This is a genomic window from Acidovorax sp. sic0104 (genome assembly GCF_019219095.1).
Taxonomy (GTDB): Bacteria; Pseudomonadota; Gammaproteobacteria; order Burkholderiales; family Burkholderiaceae_C; genus Acidovorax.
In genome coordinates this window covers 31,719-48,774 of record NZ_JAHUWH010000014.1, presented here as the reverse complement: position 1 = coordinate 48,774, position 17,056 = coordinate 31,719, and the positions used below count along the sequence as shown (strand labels likewise).

Annotated in this window: 13 protein-coding genes; 10 read left to right on the top strand and 3 right to left on the bottom strand. The window is 67.7% G+C overall.

From position 1 onward, the window contains the following. Positions 1–82 precede the first annotated feature (82 nt). Complete coding sequence (locus KW835_RS20055) at positions 83–1,816, top strand: methyl-accepting chemotaxis protein (RefSeq protein ID WP_370633661.1); 1,734 nt, start codon at positions 83–85, stop codon at positions 1,814–1,816. A gap of 112 nt (positions 1,817–1,928) precedes the next feature. Here the strand turns inward: KW835_RS20055 and KW835_RS20050 are convergent, their stop codons facing one another. Further along, on the bottom strand, positions 1,929–2,387 hold the full coding sequence (locus KW835_RS20050) for a RidA family protein (RefSeq protein ID WP_218385693.1): 459 nt from the start codon (positions 2,385–2,387) through the stop codon (positions 1,929–1,931). A gap of 154 nt (positions 2,388–2,541) precedes the next feature. Between KW835_RS20050 and KW835_RS20045 the strand changes: the two genes are divergently transcribed. From KW835_RS20045 to KW835_RS20025, 5 genes are all read left to right on the top strand, one after another. Beyond that, positions 2,542–5,148, top strand: coding sequence for a DNA internalization-related competence protein ComEC/Rec2 (locus tag KW835_RS20045; protein WP_218385691.1), 2,607 nt, complete (start codon positions 2,542–2,544; stop codon positions 5,146–5,148). Positions 5,149–5,239: 91 nt separating this feature from the next. After that, positions 5,240–6,757: a circularly permuted type 2 ATP-grasp protein gene (locus KW835_RS20040; protein ID WP_218385689.1), complete on the top strand. Its 1,518-nt coding sequence runs from the start codon at positions 5,240–5,242 to the stop codon at positions 6,755–6,757. 1 nt (position 6,758) lies between these two features. Continuing rightward, on the top strand, positions 6,759–6,905 hold the full coding sequence (locus KW835_RS20035) for an alpha-E domain-containing protein (RefSeq protein ID WP_218385687.1): 147 nt from the start codon (positions 6,759–6,761) through the stop codon (positions 6,903–6,905). Then, positions 6,899–7,045, top strand: a complete 147-nt coding sequence (locus tag KW835_RS27155; protein WP_370633660.1) for an alpha-E domain-containing protein — start codon at positions 6,899–6,901, stop codon at positions 7,043–7,045. The genes KW835_RS20035 and KW835_RS27155 overlap by 7 nt, the downstream gene beginning before the upstream one ends. Further along, a complete protein-coding gene (locus KW835_RS20025) occupies positions 7,039–7,998 on the top strand; it encodes an alpha-E domain-containing protein (protein WP_218385686.1) in 960 nt (319 codons plus the stop codon). The genes KW835_RS27155 and KW835_RS20025 overlap by 7 nt, the downstream gene beginning before the upstream one ends. Before the next feature lie 79 nt (positions 7,999–8,077). Here KW835_RS20025 and KW835_RS20020 read toward each other — a convergent pair whose 3' ends face one another. Next, positions 8,078–8,377 (bottom strand): VF530 family DNA-binding protein, encoded by a 300-nt coding sequence (locus KW835_RS20020; protein ID WP_218385684.1) that lies wholly within the window; start codon positions 8,375–8,377, stop codon positions 8,078–8,080. A gap of 109 nt (positions 8,378–8,486) precedes the next feature. Further along, positions 8,487–9,404, bottom strand: coding sequence for a LysR family transcriptional regulator (locus tag KW835_RS20015; RefSeq protein ID WP_218385682.1), 918 nt, complete (start codon positions 9,402–9,404; stop codon positions 8,487–8,489). Positions 9,405–9,581: 177 nt separating this feature from the next. Between KW835_RS20015 and KW835_RS20010 the strand changes: the two genes are divergently transcribed. From KW835_RS20010 to KW835_RS19995, 4 genes are all read left to right on the top strand, one after another. Further along, positions 9,582–10,469, top strand: coding sequence for an alpha/beta hydrolase (locus KW835_RS20010; protein ID WP_218385680.1), 888 nt, complete (start codon positions 9,582–9,584; stop codon positions 10,467–10,469). A 479-nt stretch (positions 10,470–10,948) separates the two neighbouring features. Further along, on the top strand, positions 10,949–12,202 hold the full coding sequence (locus tag KW835_RS20005; protein WP_218385678.1) for an efflux RND transporter periplasmic adaptor subunit: 1,254 nt from the start codon (positions 10,949–10,951) through the stop codon (positions 12,200–12,202). A 34-nt stretch (positions 12,203–12,236) separates the two neighbouring features. Then, the gene (locus KW835_RS20000; RefSeq protein WP_218385676.1) at positions 12,237–15,470 is read left to right on the top strand and encodes an efflux RND transporter permease subunit; all 3,234 of its coding nucleotides are present in this window, start codon (positions 12,237–12,239) and stop codon (positions 15,468–15,470) included. A 76-nt stretch (positions 15,471–15,546) separates the two neighbouring features. After that, a complete protein-coding gene (locus KW835_RS19995; protein ID WP_255593702.1) occupies positions 15,547–17,052 on the top strand; it encodes an efflux transporter outer membrane subunit in 1,506 nt (501 codons plus the stop codon). Positions 17,053–17,056 lie beyond the last annotated feature (4 nt).

The following is a 17,056-nucleotide window of genomic DNA, read 5'->3' as shown; positions in this document are numbered from 1 at the left end:
TGTGCAGCTTTCGGAAAGCGCGCAACATCTGCACACAAAGACAACACTCCTGGAGAACATCATGCTGCCCAAGCAAGTCCGGATGGCCCATAAACTTTGGTTGGCAGTGATACTCATCGTGGTGCTGCTGGCTGCGGTAGTGGGGTTTTCGGGCTACCGCTCCGCCAAGGTGCAAGCCCAGGCCGATGCCGTGGCCAAGGAGATGGAAGCCCGCGTGCAAGCCGCCATCCGCTGGTCGGGCCTGACTGAAACCAACGCAGCCCGCACCCAGGCATTGATTGTGAGCAGCGACACCTCGGTGGAAGAAGAATTCAAGGACGTGATCGCGGCGACATCGGCGCAGATCAGCGAGGTGCAGAAGTCTCTGGAGTCCATGGCCCTGTCAGATGCCGACAAGGCCCAGATGGCCAAGATCGCGGATGCGCGCAAGAAGATGATCGACCTGCGCGGGGAGGCGCGCAAGCTCAAGAGCGCAGGCCAGCAGGACCAGGCGGTCGTGCTGGTCAAACAGTCGTACAACCCCGCCGTCGCGGCGTACCTGCAGACCCTGCGCGACTTCGTGAAGCAGCAGCAGGAGACCGCCGCCGCCAGTCAGGCGGAAATGGGGGCATCGCGCATGCTCACCGTGAAGATCGCCGCCGTGGCCGTGGGCTTGCTGCTGCTGGCCATCATCGTGGGGGCCTACTACCTGATCGGCAGCATCCAGCGGCCCCTGGAGCAGGCCAGCGGCCTGGCGGAGCGTATCGCTAGCGGCGACCTGAGCATGCAGGAGTCGGTGACCCGGGGCGACGAATTCGGCGATCTGCTGCGCTCGCTGTACACCATGAGCGATGCGCTGGGCCGCATGGTGCAGCAGGTGCGCCAGAGCACCGACAGCATCGCCATCGCCAGCGCCGAGATCGCCACGGGCAACCACGACCTGTCCACCCGCACCGAGGAAACGTCCAGCAACCTGCAGGAAACCGCCGCGGCCATGGAGCAGTTCACCAGCACCATCCAGCAAAGTGCGGGCAGCGCGCAGCAGGCCAGCAGTCTGGCTGCGGGCGCCACGGGCGTGGCCCGCAAGGGGGGGGACGTGGTCACGCAGGTCGTGGCCACCATGGAGGACATCAACCACAGCAGCAAGAAAATCGCCGACATCATCGGCGTGATCGACTCCATCGCCTTCCAGACGAACATCCTGGCGCTCAACGCCGCTGTGGAGGCCGCCCGGGCGGGCGAACAGGGCCGGGGCTTCGCCGTGGTGGCCAGCGAGGTGCGCAACCTGGCGCAGCGCTCTGCATCTGCGGCCAAGGAGATCAAGGAACTCATCAACGCGTCGGTGGAGAAGGTGGAGACCGGCTCGCGGCTGGTGTCCGATGCCGGCACCACCATGACCGACATCGTGCAGTCGGTGCAGCGCGTGACCGACATGATCGGCGAGATCACGGCCGCATCTTCAGAGCAGAGCGCGGGCGTGTCGCAGGTGAACCAGTCCATCGGCAACCTTGACCAGATGACGCAGCAGAATGCCGCCCTGGTGGAAGAAAGCGCGGCCGCCGCGCAAAGCCTGCGCGAGCAGGCGGATCAACTGGCGCAGGTCGTGTCCCGCTTCAAGGTGAATGCGGCGAGCTATGTCCCCGCCCAGGCCGCCATTGGTGCTGCACGCGCGTCGGCGGCCACTGCTCGGCCCGCAGCGAAACCTGCGGCCAGGGCCGCTGCCAAGCCGCTGGCTGCCAAGGCTGCGGCCGCGCCACGGCTGTCCGCCGCTCCAGCCCCAGCACCCCGCAAGCCGCAGGTGGCCCAGGGTGCCGATGAAGACTGGGAATCCTTCTGAATCTTGACCTCGCGGCGCGGCGTGTGACGTGCCGCTCGCAGGGGGGGCAGCTCTGCCGGGCCCGGGTGGCGCCCCCTTCACCGGAGGGCGCCGCAGGCGGCACAGCAGGGGGTCAGGCGAGCTCTGCGATGAGCTCGATCTCCACACATGCGCCCATGGGCACTTGGGCGACGCCGAATGCGCTGCGCGCATGCACGCCCTTGTCACCGAAGACCTGGCCCAGCAACTCGCTCGCGCCGTTGGTCACCAGGTGCTGCTCGGTGAAGTCACCGGTGGAGTTCACCAGACTCATGAGCTTGACGATGCGCTTGACGCGGTTCAGGTCGCCGCCGCAGGCCGCCTGTAGCGTGCCCATCAGGTCGATGGCCACGGCGCGCGCTGCCGTCTTGCCTTCTTCGGTGCCGATGTCGCGGCCGAACTGCGCGGCCCAGGGCTTGCCATCCTTGCGGGCGATGTGCCCCGAGAGAAACACCAGGTTGCCGGTCTGTACGAAGGGCACGTAGGCCGCAGCCGGGACGGAGACGGGGGGCAGGGTGATGCCGAGTTCTTTCAGCTTGTCGTAAACGCTCATGATGGCTCCTTGGGGATGAGAGGGCTTGGGCTATGGCACGTGTCTGGGCAGGGGCGTTGCGTCCCGCAGACGGCGCCGCGATGGGCGGGAGTGTTACACAGCCAGCCCTGCCGGCGCCTCGCCTGGCGCGCTGCCGGGGCATTAGCATCAGCCCATGCCTCACATAAGCCCATCTAATGCGCCGCCATCCGGAGCCCTGGGGTATGGGCAGGGCGCGCAGGCGCCCGAGCATGTGAAAGCAGTCGCTGGGAAGTGCACGGACAGCGGTACAGACAAGCACACCGCCCCGCAACCCGTGCGGACCTGGTCGATCCCGGCACTGCTGCTGGGCGCTGTCGTGGGGGCCGCCGCGCAGCTGCAGCAGCCCGTCCTTTGGGGGCGTCCGGCGTATTGGGGTTTGCTGCTCGCGGTCGCCGCGATGGCGGTGTGCGCATGGGCTTGGGGCCGCCATGCTCAGCCGCGCGCCGGCGCCTGGAGGGCCTTCATCGTGTGGGGTGTGACGGTGGCGGCGGGCGCGCTGGCATTGTTCGCCGTGGTTGGGCTGCGGTCTGTGGACTTCGCGGGCCAGGCCCTCGCGCCCGGGCTGGAGGGCCGCGACATCCGCGTAGCCGGCATGGTCGCCGCCATGCCCCAGAGCAATGAGGCGGGCATGCGTTTGCGCATGGATGTGGAGTCTGCCCGGCTGCAGGGTGTGCTGGTGCAACTGCCCCCGCGCATCGAGCTTGCGTGGTACGGTGGTGGTTTCCGCGATGCGGCGGGTGTGGTGGATCTGCAGCGCCCGCCGCCCGCGCTGCGCGCCGGCGAGCGCTGGGAGATGACGGTGCGCCTCAAAGCACCTCACGGGCTGCGCAACCCCCACGGCTTTGACCACGAACTCTGGATGTGGGAACAGGGCGTGCAGGCCACCGGCTATGTGCGCGCCGGGTCCAAGGACGAGGCCCCGGTGTTGCTGGCCGACACGTGGCAGCACCCGGTGGAGCGCGCCCGGCAGTCGGTGCGCGATGCCATCCTGGAACGCCTGGTGCGCGATGCGCAGGGTGACGACCCGGCCCGTGCGCGCATCGCGGGGGTGGTCGCGGCACTGGTCACGGGCGACCAGCGTGCCATCGACCGGGCCGACTGGGATGTTTTTCGCGCCACCGGCGTCGCCCACCTGATGAGCATCTCGGGGCTCCACATCACCCTGTTCGCCTGGCTGGCGGCATGGGCGGTGCGGGCGCTCTGGCACCGGTCAGACCGGCTGTGCCTGATGGCGCCGGCGCAGTCGGTCGCGCTGGTGTCCGGCGTGTTGCTGGCCACCGGGTATGCAATTTTCAGTGGCTGGGGCGTGCCTGCGCAGCGCACGGTGATCATGCTCGCGGCCATTGCGCTGCTGCATCTTGGCGGGCGGCGGTGGCCGTGGCCGCAGGTGTGGCTCCTGGCGTGCGCAGCCGTGGTGGTGGCCGACCCGTGGGCGCTGGCGCAGGCCGGCTTCTGGCTGAGCTTCGTGGCGGTCGGGGTGCTATTTGCTACTAATTCTGTAGCTGAAGACGTCCAAGGGGTGGCCGCCTGGCGGCACTTTCGATCACTGCTGCGCGAGCAATGGGTGGTGACCCTGGCTCTCACACCCCTGGGCGTGCTGCTGTTCGGCCAGGTCTCGCTGGTCGGGATCGCCGCCAACCTGGTGGCGATCCCGTGGGTCACACTGGTGGCCACGCCGCTGGCGCTGGGCGGGGTGTTGTGGTCCCCGCTGTGGAGCCTGGCGGCGCTCGCCCTGCAGCCGCTGGCGGCGTTGCTGCAATGGCTGGCGCAGTGGCCGTGGGCCGTGGTGTTCCTGCCGTCCGCGCCTTTGTGGGCGGGGGTGGCGGCGGTGGCCGGCGGCGCTTTGCTGGCCACGCGCCTGCCATGGCGCGTGCGGTGGCTGGCGCTGCCCTTGCTGTGGCCGCTGTTGTGGTGGCAACCTGCACGCCCCGCGGCAGGCCAGTTCGAGCTGCTGGCGGCAGACATCGGCCAGGGCAACGCGGTGCTGGTGCGCACGGCCACGCACACGCTGCTGTACGACGCCGGCCCGCGTTTCAGCCGCGAGAGCGATGCGGGCCACCGGGTGCTGGTGCCCCTGCTGCGGGCCCTGGGCGAGCGAGTGGACGTGCTCATGCTCAGCCACCGCGACATGGACCATACAGGTGGCGCAGCCGCTGTGCTGGCGCAGCAGCCGCAGGCCCAGCTCACGGGCTCCATCGAAGCCGACAACGCATTGCAGGCGCTGCGCCCCGTCAAGCCCTGCGTGCAGGGTCAGCGGTGGGAGTGGGACGGCGTTGCATTCGAGGTGCTGCACCCCCGGCCCGGGGACGACGCGCAGGCCCGGCGCCCCAATGCGCTCAGCTGCGTGCTGCGCGTGGCGGCCGCTGGACCGCACGCGTCCGTGGCCTTGCTGGCCGGCGACATCGAGGCGCCGCAGGAAGATGCCCTGCTCGCACGCGGCGCGCCCCTCAAGGCCGACGTGCTGCTGGTGCCCCACCACGGCAGCAAGACGTCTTCCACACCGGCCTTTCTGGAGGCTGTGCAGCCCCGCACCGCCTTGGTGCAGGCTGGCTACCGCAACCGGTTCGGCCACCCCGCGCCCGACGTGTTCGACCGGTACCGCGAGCGCGGCATCCGCGTCGTGGAGTCCTCCCGCTGCGGCGCTGCCGCATGGTCGTCGGCGCAGCCGGACGGTGTGGGGTGCGAACGTGACCGTGCACGGCACTACTGGCAGCACAACATCGCGCCACGGCCTGGTTGAACGGACTTTTTGCATTGGAGCGCCGCGCCGGGGGGGAGCAATGCCGGTGGTGGGCTCACAACTTGCTATCCTGCACGCAGGAGGCCCGTTCATGCAGAAATTTGATGAGATGTACGCCATGCTGCCTTTCGATGGCAGCGATGTGCGGGAACACTACAAGCGCTACGCGCAGTGGTTGAGCAAACAGCCCCCTGACGTGATGCAGGCCCGCCGTGCCGAGGCCGAGATGATCTTTCGCCGCGTGGGCATCACCTTCGCCGTCTACGGCGCCAAGGACGAGGGCGGGGCTGGCAACGAGCGGTTGATCCCGTTCGATCTGATCCCCCGCATCATTCCGGCCCATGAGTGGGCCAGCATGCAGCAGGGGCTGGTGCAGCGGGTCACGGCGCTCAACCGGTTCATCCACGACGTCTACCACGGCCAGGACATCATCCGTGCCGGCATCGTGCCCCAGGACCTCATCGTCAACAACGCCCAGTACCGCCCCGAGATGGCCGGGCTGCACGTGCCGCAGAACATCTACGCGCACATTGCCGGCATCGACATCGTGCGCGCGCCCAATGCGCAGGGCGAGGGCGAGTACTACGTGCTCGAAGACAATCTGCGGGTGCCCAGCGGCGTGAGCTACATGCTCGAAAACCGCAAGATGATGATGCGGCTCTTCCCCGAGCTGTTCAGCCTGCACAAGGTGGCGCCGGTGGCGCACTACCCCGACATGCTGCTGGAAACCCTGCGCGCCAGCGCCCCCGCAGCCGCCGACGAACCCACCGTGGTGGTGCTCACGCCTGGCATGCACAACAGCGCGTATTTCGAGCACGCCTTCCTCGCGCAGCAGATGGGGGTGGAACTGGTCGAAGGGCAGGACCTGGTCGTCAAGGACAAGTTTGTCTACATGCGCACCACGCGCGGCCTGCAGCGGGTAGACGTGATCTACCGCCGCGTGGACGACGACTTCCTTGACCCGCAGGTGTTCCGCCGCAATTCCACACTGGGCTGCTATGGCCTGATGGAGGCCTACCGTGCTGGCAATGTGGGTATCTGCAACGCCGTGGGTACGGGCGTGGCCGACGACAAGTCCGTCTACCCCTACGTGCCCGAGATGATCCGCTTCTACCTGGGCGAGGAGCCCATCCTCAAGAACGTCCCCACCTGGATGTGCCGCAAGCAGGACGATCTGCAGCACGTGCTGGCGAACCTCAAGGACCTGGTGGTCAAGGAAGTGCACGGCGCAGGTGGCTACGGCATGCTCATCGGCCCCGCCGCCACGCAGGCCGAGATCGAGGACTTCCGCCGCGCATTGCTGGCCAACCCGGCCGGCTACATCGCGCAGCCCACGCTCAGCCTGTCGAGCTGCCCCACCTACGTGGATGCCGGCATCGCGCCGCGCCACATCGACCTGCGCCCCTTCGTGCTCAGCGGCCGCGAGGTGCAGATGGCCGCTGGCGGCCTCACACGTGTGGCGCTGCAGGAAGGATCGCTGGTGGTGAACTCGTCCCAGGGAGGGGGCACCAAGGACACCTGGGTGCTCGGCGAGCACGCTGCGGGGCCGGCGTTTCCACCGCAGTCCCAGTCGATGGGCGGGATGACGCAAACACAGGGAGGATTTTGAGATGCTGAGCCGCACTGCCGATCACCTGTTCTGGATGTCCCGCTACACAGAGCGGGCAGAAAAGACCGCCGTGGGCGAGCTTTCTATAAAACACAGCGCGCGTGCGCAGCACGCGTGGGGTTTTCTGCCCAAGGAGGGCGCATGCTGAGCCGCACTGCCGATCACCTGTTCTGGATGTCCCGTTACACAGAGCGGGCAGAAAAGACCGCCGTGAGCGAGCTTTCTATAAAACACAGCGCGCGTGCGCAGCACGCGTGGGGTTTTCTGCCCAAGGAGGGCGCATGCTGAGCCGCACTGCCGATCACCTGTTCTGGATGTCCCGCTACACAGAGCGGGCAGAAAACACCGCAAGGATGCTCAATGTGAGCTACGAGACCTCCTTGCTTCCCCAGTCCGCCGACGTGGTCGAAGAGGGTTGGGAAGGACTCTTGTCCATCAGCGAACTGATCCCGGCCTATACCGCCAAGTACGGAAAGGTCATGCCCCAGAACGTGCTGAAGTTCATGGTGCGCGACGGAGACAACCCCTCGTCCATCCTGTCGTGCCTGCGTGCCGCGCGTGAGAACGCACGCGCAGTGCGCGGCGCGCTCACCACAGAAGTCTGGGAAACGCAGAATCAGACCTGGCTGGAGCTGAACCGCCTGCTCGAAGGCGGGGCCTTTGAGCGTGAACCCGGGCAGTTCTTTGAATGGGTCAAGTACCGCTCGCATCTCTCGCGTGGCGTAACGCTGGGCACCATGCTGCAGGACGAGGCCTTCAACTTCCTGCGCCTGGGTACCTTCCTCGAGCGCGCCGACAACACGGCGCGGCTGCTGGACGTGAAGTTCCACGCGGTCGAGAACGACTTCTTCGGCCGCGCCAGCGAGCGCAACCAGGAGGCCGACTTCTACCACTGGAGCGCCATCCTGCGCAGCGTCTCGGCCTTCGAGGTGTACCGCAAGGTCTACCGCGACGTGATCACCCCGGGCCGTGTGGCCGACCTGCTGGTGCTGCGCCGCGACATGCCCCGGTCGCTGCATGCCTGCATGCGCGAGGTGGTGGACAACCTCAGTGTGGTGGCCAACCAGCAGTCGGCCGAAACGCAACGCCGTGCGGGCCGCCTGCTCGCCGACCTGCAGTACGGGCGCATCGACGAGATCCTCTCGACGGGCTTGCACGCGTTCCTCACGCAGTTCCTCGACCGCGTGAACGATCTGGGCGGCGGCATCAGTCGCGACTTCCTGGTGGCGGCCGGGGACTGAAAGGGCGCGTTGCCGCACTGCGGCGGCCTCGCCAGGGGCTGCACGCGGCCATCGCGTGGCTGTGGGCGCGCCGGCCGGCTCAGCCCTCGCCGTTGCGCTTCTGGTCGCGCAGCATGAAGAGGTAGAGGCTTTCGACCTTCTCGCGCGCCCAGGGCGTCTTGCGCAGGAACTTGAGGCTGGAGCCCACGCTGGGGTCGCTCTGGAAGCAGCGAATCGGAATGCGCTGACCCAATTCGGCCCAGCCAAAGTAGTCCGCCAGGGCCACCACCATGGCCTCCAGCGTCACGCCGTGCAGGGGGTTGCGGGGCTGGGCGGGTTTGGGCGGTGTGGCGGGGGCTTCGTCCGCAGATGGGGTTGGCGGGGTCTCAGGGGTGCTCATCCCCCGAAGCATACAGACCGCCAGTTGCCCGCGTCCCGCCCCACGCCCATGTTCACGGCCAGCGCCACCGATGGCTTCCCCTCGGAACATGGCGCAAGGCGGCTCGGGACTAGCCCTTCCTTTGCATCTGCGCTTCGCGCTGGAACAACTCGGCCGCCCAGTCCACGAAGGCGCGCACCTTGGCGCTCAGGTGGCGATTGGGCGGGTAGACCACGTACACGGGCAGCAGGGGCTGCGTCCACTCCGGCAGCAGTTGCACCAGGGTGCCGCCTTGCAGGTGCCGCTCGGCCTGAAAGCTCGTGATCTGACCGATACCCAGGCCTGCCACCAGCGACGTCACATAGGCATTGGCCTCGTTCACGCTCAGCTGGTAGGGCCCTGAGATGTCGATGGACTCAGCATCCTTGCGGAACTCCAGCGGGTAGTGCCGGCCCGAGTGGGGCGAGAAATACAGCAGGCTGGTGTGCTTTTCCTCGATCTCCAGCGGGTGGGTGGGAGTGCCCTTGCGCGCCAGGTAGTCTGGCGATGCCACCGTGATGAATTCCAGGTTGCCGATGCGCCGCGCCACCAGCGACTGGTCGCTCAGCTCGCCGCCCCGGATCACGCAGTCCACGTTGTCGCCGATCAAATCCACGATGCGATCGCTCACGCCCAGGTCCAGCTGGATGTCGGGGTACCGGGCATGGAAATCCGCCAGGTGCGGGATCAGCAGCAGCTGGGCCACCGACGTGCCCACATCGATGCGCAGCCGCCCGCGCGGGTTGGCGCGGGCGTTGGTCATGCTGGCCTCGATGTCGTCCAGGTCCGTCAGCAGGCGCACCGTGCGGTCATAGTAGGCCGCGCCGTCGGGCGTCACCGTCACGCGGCGGGTGGTTCGGTTGAGCAGCTTCACGCGCAGGCGCTCCTCGAGCGCCTGCACGTGCTTGGTGACCGTGGCCTTGGGCAGCGAAAGCGAATCCGCCGCCCGGGTAAACGTGCCGGCCTCCACCACCCGCACGAATATGCGCATGGCCTGTATCTGGTCCATGGCTTCTCCTTGAATTCTGGAACTGCAGCACCCACCAGTGGGTGCTGAGGAATTCTCACACGCAAGCCACGTTTTGATTGTTGAGCTTTTGGAAACAGTGCGGTGGTGTTTGACCTGTTTATCCCGCAGGCCGCAGCCGCTACATTTCTTCCATCCTCAATTCACTGGGTACATGCCATGCAGCCCGACAGACCGTCTACGCCATCTTCCACATCGCAGCCCGACGCCGCACCAGCCAAGGTGTCCAACACGTCCAGGGTGGCCTCCGTGTGCACCGACTCCACCATTGAGGTGGCCAAGGGGCAGGACGTGGCCGTGCGCATGTATGGCCGCAAGAAGACGGGCAAGGTGTCTCCCGTGGTCGTGCATTTTCACGGCGGCGCGTTCACCTCGGGCGACCTGGACAATGGCTGCACCGTGGCGTCCCTGCTGGAAGGCGTGGGTGCCGTGGTGGTGTCGGTGGCCTACCCGCTCACGCCGTTCCCGCAGCCGGTGGACACCGGCTACAACGTCCTCAAGTGGGTGCACCGCAACCGGGTCAAGCTCGGCGGGCAGGGCTCGCTGGTGTATCTGGCCGGGGAAGAGGCTGGCGGCAACCTGGCTGCCGCCGTGAGCCTGGTGGCGCGTGATCAGTCGCACCCGCCGCTGGCCGGGCAGATCCTGCTGTCGCCCATGCTGGACCCGTGCGTGGGCACGGCATCGCTGCGCGAAGCCACGGGCAACGCCACCGGGTGCAAGTGGTCCGAGGGATGGCGCAACTTTCTGAGTTGCCCGCGCGATGCCGACCACCCCTATGCCGTGCCGGGGGCCGCGCGCCGTCTGGCGGGCCTGCCGCCCACGCTGGTGCTGGTGGGCGATACCGATCCCATGCACGACGAGGCGGTGGCCTATGCGGCGCGGCTGGAGGCCGCCGGGCTGCAGGTCACTTGCCACGTGTTTGCCAAGGCTGCGCAGTGGCCCGACGCTCTGCTGCAGACCGGTCCGCACGAGTGCCCTTGCGCTGCGGGTGCGCAAGAGCAGTTCCGGTTGTTCTTCGAGGCCACCCGATGTCCGGTGCCTTCCTGACAACACCCCAGGCTGCAAAAAAGGTGTTGACCTCAACTTAAGTTGAGGTTCGATACTGCAGCCCTTTTAACGAACCCCAGGATTACAACGCTGATTTTTCCGGCATGCCATGCCGGAGGGAGAGGCTTTGCCCGCGCATTTCTGCACGCCGTGCCCGTGAGGGGCTGGACGGCGCGCGGAGCCACTGATGTCAACGATACGGAGGAAATAACAACGTGAACAACACAACGCCATTGTCAACGGCTGCTTGCGGCAATCCCATCTGTCACAAGTCTGTGCGCCGGCGCGTCTTCTGACGCAGGCGGACCGATGTCCCTGACGGTGTCAGGGGCCTTGACCCTTCCACCGTGTCATTGCCGAGACTGCCCATCCGCTTCGCTTGACCTTTGCCGACACACACCGCCTGCAGCCCCGGGGCTCAGGCACCACCTCCACCGGCTTGCCCATAACGGCAGCCTCAACGATCGATTGAAACCACCATGACCACCAACCCGCTCTCCAAGAACCGCCCTCTGGGCCTGGCCACCATCGCCACCGCCGTCACCGCTGCCGTGGCTGCATTGATCCTCGTCTTCCAGGCGCCCACGGCGCAGGCCAATGGAGAAGGCGCCACACCGCCCGCCATGCCGGTGTCGGTGGCTGCCGTGGTGCAAAAGGACATCTCGCTGTGGGATGAGTTCTCCGGCCGGCTCGAAGCGGTGCAGCGCGTGGACGTGCGCCCGCGCGTCTCGGGCGCCGTGCAGGCCGTGCACTTCCGCGAAGGCTCGCTGGTCAAGCAGGGCGACCTGCTGGTCACGGTGGACCCCGCGCCCCATGCGGCCGAGGTGGACCGCGCCGAGGCCCAGGTGGTCGCCGCCCAGGCCCGCGTGTCGTACACCCGCAGCGAAATGGAGCGCGCCACGCGCCTGCTCGAAGAACGTGCCATTGCCCAGCGCGAACACGACGAGCGCCTGAACGCCCAGCGCGAAGCCGACGCCAACCTGCGCGCTGCCCAGGCCGCCCTGCAGACCGCGAAGCTCAACCTCGGCTACACCCAGGTGCGCGCACCCGTGGCAGGCCGCGTGGGCCGCATCGAGGTCACCGTGGGTAACCTGGTGGCTGCTGGCGCAGGTGCTCCTGTGCTGACCACGCTGGTGTCCGTGAGCCCCATCTACGCCAGCTTCGACACCGATGAGCAGATCGTGGTGAAGGCGCTGCAAGACCTGCAAAGCGGCCAGCGCGGCCACAGCGCCCGCCAGCTCATCGAGCGCATTCCTGTGCAGATGGGCACGGGCACCTCGGGCGGCACGCCACACGCCGGCCGCCTGCAGCTCATCGACAACCAGGTGGACGCCCGAAGCGGCACGGTGCGCGTGCGCGCGGTGTTCGACAACGAAGACGGCGCGCTCATCCCCGGCCAGTTCGCCCGCATCCGCATGGGACAGGCGCGTGACACACAGGCCCTGCTGATCAACGAGCGCGCCGTGGGCACCGACCAGAACAAGAAGTTTGTGATGGTGGTGGGCGAGGGCAACAAGGCCGAGTACCGCGAAGTCACGCTGGGCGCGCCCATCGACGGACTGCGCGTGGTCACGTCCGGCCTGAAGGCGGGCGAGAACATCGTCGTCAACGGCCTGCAGCGCGTGCGCCCCGGTGCCGTGGTGGCACCCCAGTCCGTCCCCATGACTGCCAAGGCCGAGATTGCGGGTGATCGCAAGGAAGCCAAGAACAACACCAAGTCGCCTGCCGCGTGAGCACGGGCCAGAGCGACACCAGGAATTTGCATCCATGAATCTATCCCGCTTCTTCATCGACCGCCCCATCTTTGCCGGGGTGCTGTCGGTGCTCATCTTCCTCGGAGGGCTGATCGCATTGCGCGGTCTGCCCATCTCCGAATACCCTGAAGTCGCGCCACCCTCCGTGGTGGTGCGCGCCCAGTACCCGGGCGCCAACCCCAAGGTGATCGCCGAGACCGTGGCCACTCCGCTGGAGGAGTCCATCAACGGCGTGGAAGGCATGCTCTACATGGGCAGCCAGGCCACCACCGACGGCGTGATGACGCTGACGGTGACCTTTGCCCTCGGCACCGACCCCGACAAGGCCCAGCAGCTGGTGCAAAACCGCGTCTCGCAGGCCGAGCCGCGCCTGCCCGAGGAAGTGCGCCGCCTGGGCGTCACCACCGTCAAGAGCGCGCCCGACCTGACCATGGTGGTCCATCTGGTCTCGCCCAACAACCGCTACGACATCGACTACCTGCGCAACTACGCTGTGCTCAACGTGAAGGACCGCCTCGCCCGCATCGGCGGCGTGGGCCAGGTGCAGATCTTCGGCGGCGGCGACTACTCCATGCGGGTGTGGCTCGACCCGCAGAAGGTCGCGCAGCGCGGCCTCTCGGCCAGCGACGTGGTGACCGCCATCCGCGGCCAGAACGTGCAGGCCGCCGCGGGCGTAGTGGGCGCATCGCCCGGCCTGCCGGGCGTGGATCTGCAGCTGTCCATCAACGCGCAGGGCCGTTTGCAGACCGAAGAAGAGTTCGGCGACATCATCGTCAAGACAGGTGCCGACGGTGCGGTCACGCGCCTGCGCGACATCGCGCGCCTGGAGCTGGGCGCGGCCGACTATTCGCTGCGCTCGCTGCTCAACAACGACCCGGCCGTGGGCATGGGCGTGTTCCAGGCGCCGGGCTCCAACGCGCTGGACATCTCGTCCAACGTGCGCAAGACCATGGACGAGATCCAGAAGAACATGCCCGAAGGCGTGGAGTACCGCATTGCGTACGACCCCACGCAGTTCGTGCGTGCGTCCATCCAGTCGGTCATCCACACGCTGCTTGAAGCCATCGCTCTCGTGGTGCTGGTGGTGATACTTTTCCTGCAGACCTGGCGCGCCTCCATCATCCCGCTGCTGGCAGTGCCGGTGTCGGTGGTGGGCACGTTCGCGGTGCTGCACCTGCTGGGCTTCTCGATCAATGCGCTCTCGCTGTTCGGCCTGGTGCTGGCCATCGGCATCGTGGTGGACGACGCCATCGTGGTGGTGGAGAACGTCGAGCGCAACATCGAAGCCGGCCTGACCCCGCGCGAGGCCACCTACCGCGCCATGCGTGAAGTGTCCGGCCCCATCATCGCCATCGCGCTGGTGCTGGTCGCGGTGTTCGTGCCGCTGGCCTTCATCAGCGGGCTCACGGGCCAGTTCTACCGCCAGTTCGCGGTGACGATCGCGATCTCCACCGTCATCTCGGCCATCAACTCGCTGACCCTGTCGCCAGCGCTGAGCGCCTTGCTGCTCAAGGGCCACAACGAGCCCAAGGACGCGCTCACGCGTGGCATGGACAAGGTGTTCGGTGGCCTGTTCCGAGGCTTCAACCGCCTGTTCCATCGGGGGTCCGAGGCCTATAGCGGCGGCGTCAAGCGCGTCATCGGCCGCAAGGCGCTGATGTTCGTGATCTACCTCGCGCTGGTGGGCGCCACCATGGGCCTGTTCAAGATCGTGCCCGGCGGCTTCGTGCCGGCGCAGGACAAGCAGTACCTTATCGGCTTTGCACAGCTGCCCGACGGCGCCACGCTGGACCGCACCGAGAACGTGATCCGCCGCATGGGCGAGATCATGAAGGAGAACCCGAACGTCGAGGACGCGATTGCCTTCCCCGGCCTGTCGATCAACGGCTTCACCAACAGCTCCAACTCCGGCATCGTGTTCGCCACGCTCAAGCCCTTCGCCGAGCGCACCCGCGCCGACCAGAGCGGCGGCGCCGTGGCGGGCCAGCTGAACCAGGCCTTCGGCAGCATCCAGGACGCTTTCATCGCCATGTTCCCGCCGCCCCCCGTGGCGGGCCTGGGCACCACCGGCGGCTTCAAGCTGCAGATCGAAGACCGCGCATCGCTGGGCTACGAAGCCATGGACAACGCCGTGAAAGCCTTCATGGGCAAGGCCTACCAGACGCCCGAACTGGCGGGCATGTTCACGAGCTGGCAGGTCAACGTGCCGCAGCTGTACGCCAACATCGACCGCACCAAGGCGCGCCAGCTGGGTGTGCCGGTGACGGATATCTTCGACACGCTGCAGATCTACCTGGGCAGCCTGTACGCCAACGACTTCAACCAGTTCGGCCGCACGTACAGCGTGCGTGTGCAGGCCGACGCGGCCTACCGGGCCCGGGCTGAAGATGTGGGCCTGCTGAAGGTGCGCTCCGCCACCGGCGAGATGGTGCCCCTGTCGGCCCTGATGAAGATGGAGCCGAGTTTCGGCCCCGAGCGTGCCATGCGCTACAACGGCTACCTGGCCGCGGACATCAATGGCGGACCCGCGCCCGGCTTCTCGTCGGGCCAGGCGCAGGCGGCCATCGAACGCATCGCCAAGGAGACGTTGCCCCAGGGCATCACGTTCGAGTGGACTGAGCTGACCTACCAGGAAATCCTGGCCGGAAACTCCGCCGTGCTGGTGTTCCCGCTGGCCATCCTGCTGGTGTTCCTGGTGCTGGCCGCGCAGTATGAAAGCCTGACGCTGCCGATTGCCATCATCCTGATCGTCCCTATGGGCATCCTGGCCGCGATGACGGGGGTGTGGCTGAGCAACGGCGACAACAACGTGTTCACGCAGATCGGGCTCATCGTGCTGGTGGGGCTGTCGGCCAAGAACGCGATCCTGATCGTGGAGTTCGCGCGCGAGCTGGAGTTTGCGGGCCGCACACCGGTGCAGGCCGCCATCGAGGCCAGCCGCTTGCGGCTGCGCCCCATTCTGATGACCTCCCTGGCCTTCGTGATGGGGGTGCTGCCCCTGGTGCTGTCCACCGGAGCGGGCGCCGAAATGCGCAGCGCCATGGGCGTGGCGGTGTTCGCCGGGATGATTGGGGTGACGGCCTTCGGTCTGTTCCTCACGCCCGTGTTCTACGTGCTGCTGCGCAAGCTGGCTGGCAACCGCCCACTGGTGGAGCACGGCGCGCACGTGGCGCCCATCTCGCACAACCCGCAGGGCGGCGGCACCGCCCACCCCGTGCTGGCCGCGCCCCGCAAGGAGCACGAGTGATCGTGCGCACAGCCTTCTTTTTCTCAATCACCCGCACCGCGCTGCCCCTGGCGGCTGGGCGGGCAGGAGACCGACCATGATGGATTTTTTGACGAACACGAGCGCGGCGGACCTGGCGCAGGCCTTGGTGCCCGCGCGCCGGCGCAGCCTGCTGGCGCCCCTGGCTGCAGCGCTGGTGCTGGCGGGCTGCATGACCCAGCCCGTCGCCCCCGCGCCCCATGCAGGCGTGGCCGTGCCCCAGAGCTTCAGCGCTGGCGGCGCAGCGCTCCCCACAGCTCCCTGGACCGTGGCAGCACCGGCCGAATCGCAGCCGCGCGGCGAATGGTGGCTGGGCTTTCAGGACCCTGTGCTGGCTGATCTCGTGCAGCGTGCGGGCCAGGCCAACACCAGCATCCAGCAGGCAGCAGCACGGCTGGCTGAAGCGCGCTCTCTGCTGCGCTCGGCCGATGCGGCTCGGTCGGTGCAGATAGGTGCATCCGCAGGCGTGTCGCGCCAGGCGGGCGCCAGCAGCACCGGCAGCGCAGCGCCGTCCACGCTGGGCACGGCAGGCCTCAATGCGTCCTACGAGCTGGACCTGTTCGGCCGTCTGTCGCAGACCAGCGACGCAGCGCGCCTGGACGCCGAGTCTCGCGACGCCCTGCTGCAAAGCACGCGCCTCATGGTGCAGGCCGATGTGGCACAGACCTACCTGCAACTGCGCTCGGTGCAGGCCGAGCAGGTGCTGGTCAACGAGAGCCTGGCCGCCTACCAGGACACGCTGCGCCTGACGCAGCGCCGCCTGCAGGCCGGCGATGTGGCCGAGCTGGACGTGGCCCGTGTGCAGACCGAAGTGGCGTCCACCGAGTCCGAGGCTCTGGCGCTGCAGCGCCAGCAGGCCCTGCTGGCTAATGCGCTGGCCGTGCTGGTGGGCGAAGTGGCAAGCACCTTCACGCTGCCATCGGCCGCCACCGATGCGGCGCTGCCCGTCATCCCCCCGGGGGTGCCCGGCACCGTGCTGGCGCGGCGCCCCGATGTCTCGGCCGCTCAGTCCGCCGTGCTGGCCGCGCAGGCCCGCGTCGGGGTGGCGCAAACGGCGTGGTTCCCGGCCGTCACGCTCACCGGAAATGCGGGGCATGCGTCGTCTGAACTCTCCGACCTGTTCAAGTGGTCGGCCCGCGCGTGGGGCGTGAGCGCGCTGCTGTCGCTGCCGATCTTCGACGGCGGCCAGCGCGATGCGCAGGTGCAAGGCGCGAAGGCACGGCTGGAGGCCGCGCTGGCGGACCACCGTGGCCAGGTGCTCAATGCCTTCCGCGACGTGGAAGACCAGCTCACTTCGCTGCGCCTGCTGTCCGGCCAGGCCGAAGCGCAGGTCCGCGCAGTGGCCGCCGCACGACGCGCAACGCAGTTGTCCGACGCGCGCTATCGCAACGGGCTGGTGAGCCAGCTGGAGCTGCTGGACGCGCGCCGCAGCGAGCTGCGCAACCGCCGCCAGGAGCTGCAGGTGCGCACCGCGCAGTACGTGGCCACGGTGGGCCTGATCCGCGCGCTGGGTGGCGGCTGGGGCGATGACGCGCCGGCCAGGGTCGCTGCAGTGTCCCGGTAGTCCC

Bases quoted from the DNA above. Each gene is read 5' to 3' on its own strand.
- KW835_RS20020 (WP_218385684.1), bottom strand. From the start codon at position 8,377: ATGAGCACCCCTGAGACCCCGCCAACCCCATCTGCGGACGAAGCCCCC.
- KW835_RS20050 (WP_218385693.1), bottom strand. From the start codon at position 2,387: ATGAGCGTTTACGACAAGCTGAAAGAACTCGGCATCACCCTGCCCCCC.
- KW835_RS20055 (WP_370633661.1), top strand. From the start codon at position 83: ATGGCCCATAAACTTTGGTTGGCAGTGATACTCATCGTGGTGCTGCTG.
- KW835_RS20015 (WP_218385682.1), bottom strand. From the start codon at position 9,404: ATGGACCAGATACAGGCCATGCGCATATTCGTGCGGGTGGTGGAGGCC.
- KW835_RS20000 (WP_218385676.1), top strand. From the start codon at position 12,237: ATGAATCTATCCCGCTTCTTCATCGACCGCCCCATCTTTGCCGGGGTG.
- KW835_RS19995 (WP_255593702.1), top strand. From the start codon at position 15,547: ATGATGGATTTTTTGACGAACACGAGCGCGGCGGACCTGGCGCAGGCC.
- KW835_RS20045 (WP_218385691.1), top strand. From the start codon at position 2,542: ATGCCTCACATAAGCCCATCTAATGCGCCGCCATCCGGAGCCCTGGGG.
- KW835_RS20035 (WP_218385687.1), top strand. From the start codon at position 6,759: ATGCTGAGCCGCACTGCCGATCACCTGTTCTGGATGTCCCGCTACACA.
- KW835_RS20010 (WP_218385680.1), top strand. From the start codon at position 9,582: ATGCAGCCCGACAGACCGTCTACGCCATCTTCCACATCGCAGCCCGAC.
- KW835_RS20025 (WP_218385686.1), top strand. From the start codon at position 7,039: ATGCTGAGCCGCACTGCCGATCACCTGTTCTGGATGTCCCGCTACACA.
- KW835_RS20040 (WP_218385689.1), top strand. From the start codon at position 5,240: ATGCAGAAATTTGATGAGATGTACGCCATGCTGCCTTTCGATGGCAGC.
- KW835_RS27155 (WP_370633660.1), top strand. From the start codon at position 6,899: ATGCTGAGCCGCACTGCCGATCACCTGTTCTGGATGTCCCGTTACACA.
- KW835_RS20005 (WP_218385678.1), top strand. From the start codon at position 10,949: ATGACCACCAACCCGCTCTCCAAGAACCGCCCTCTGGGCCTGGCCACC.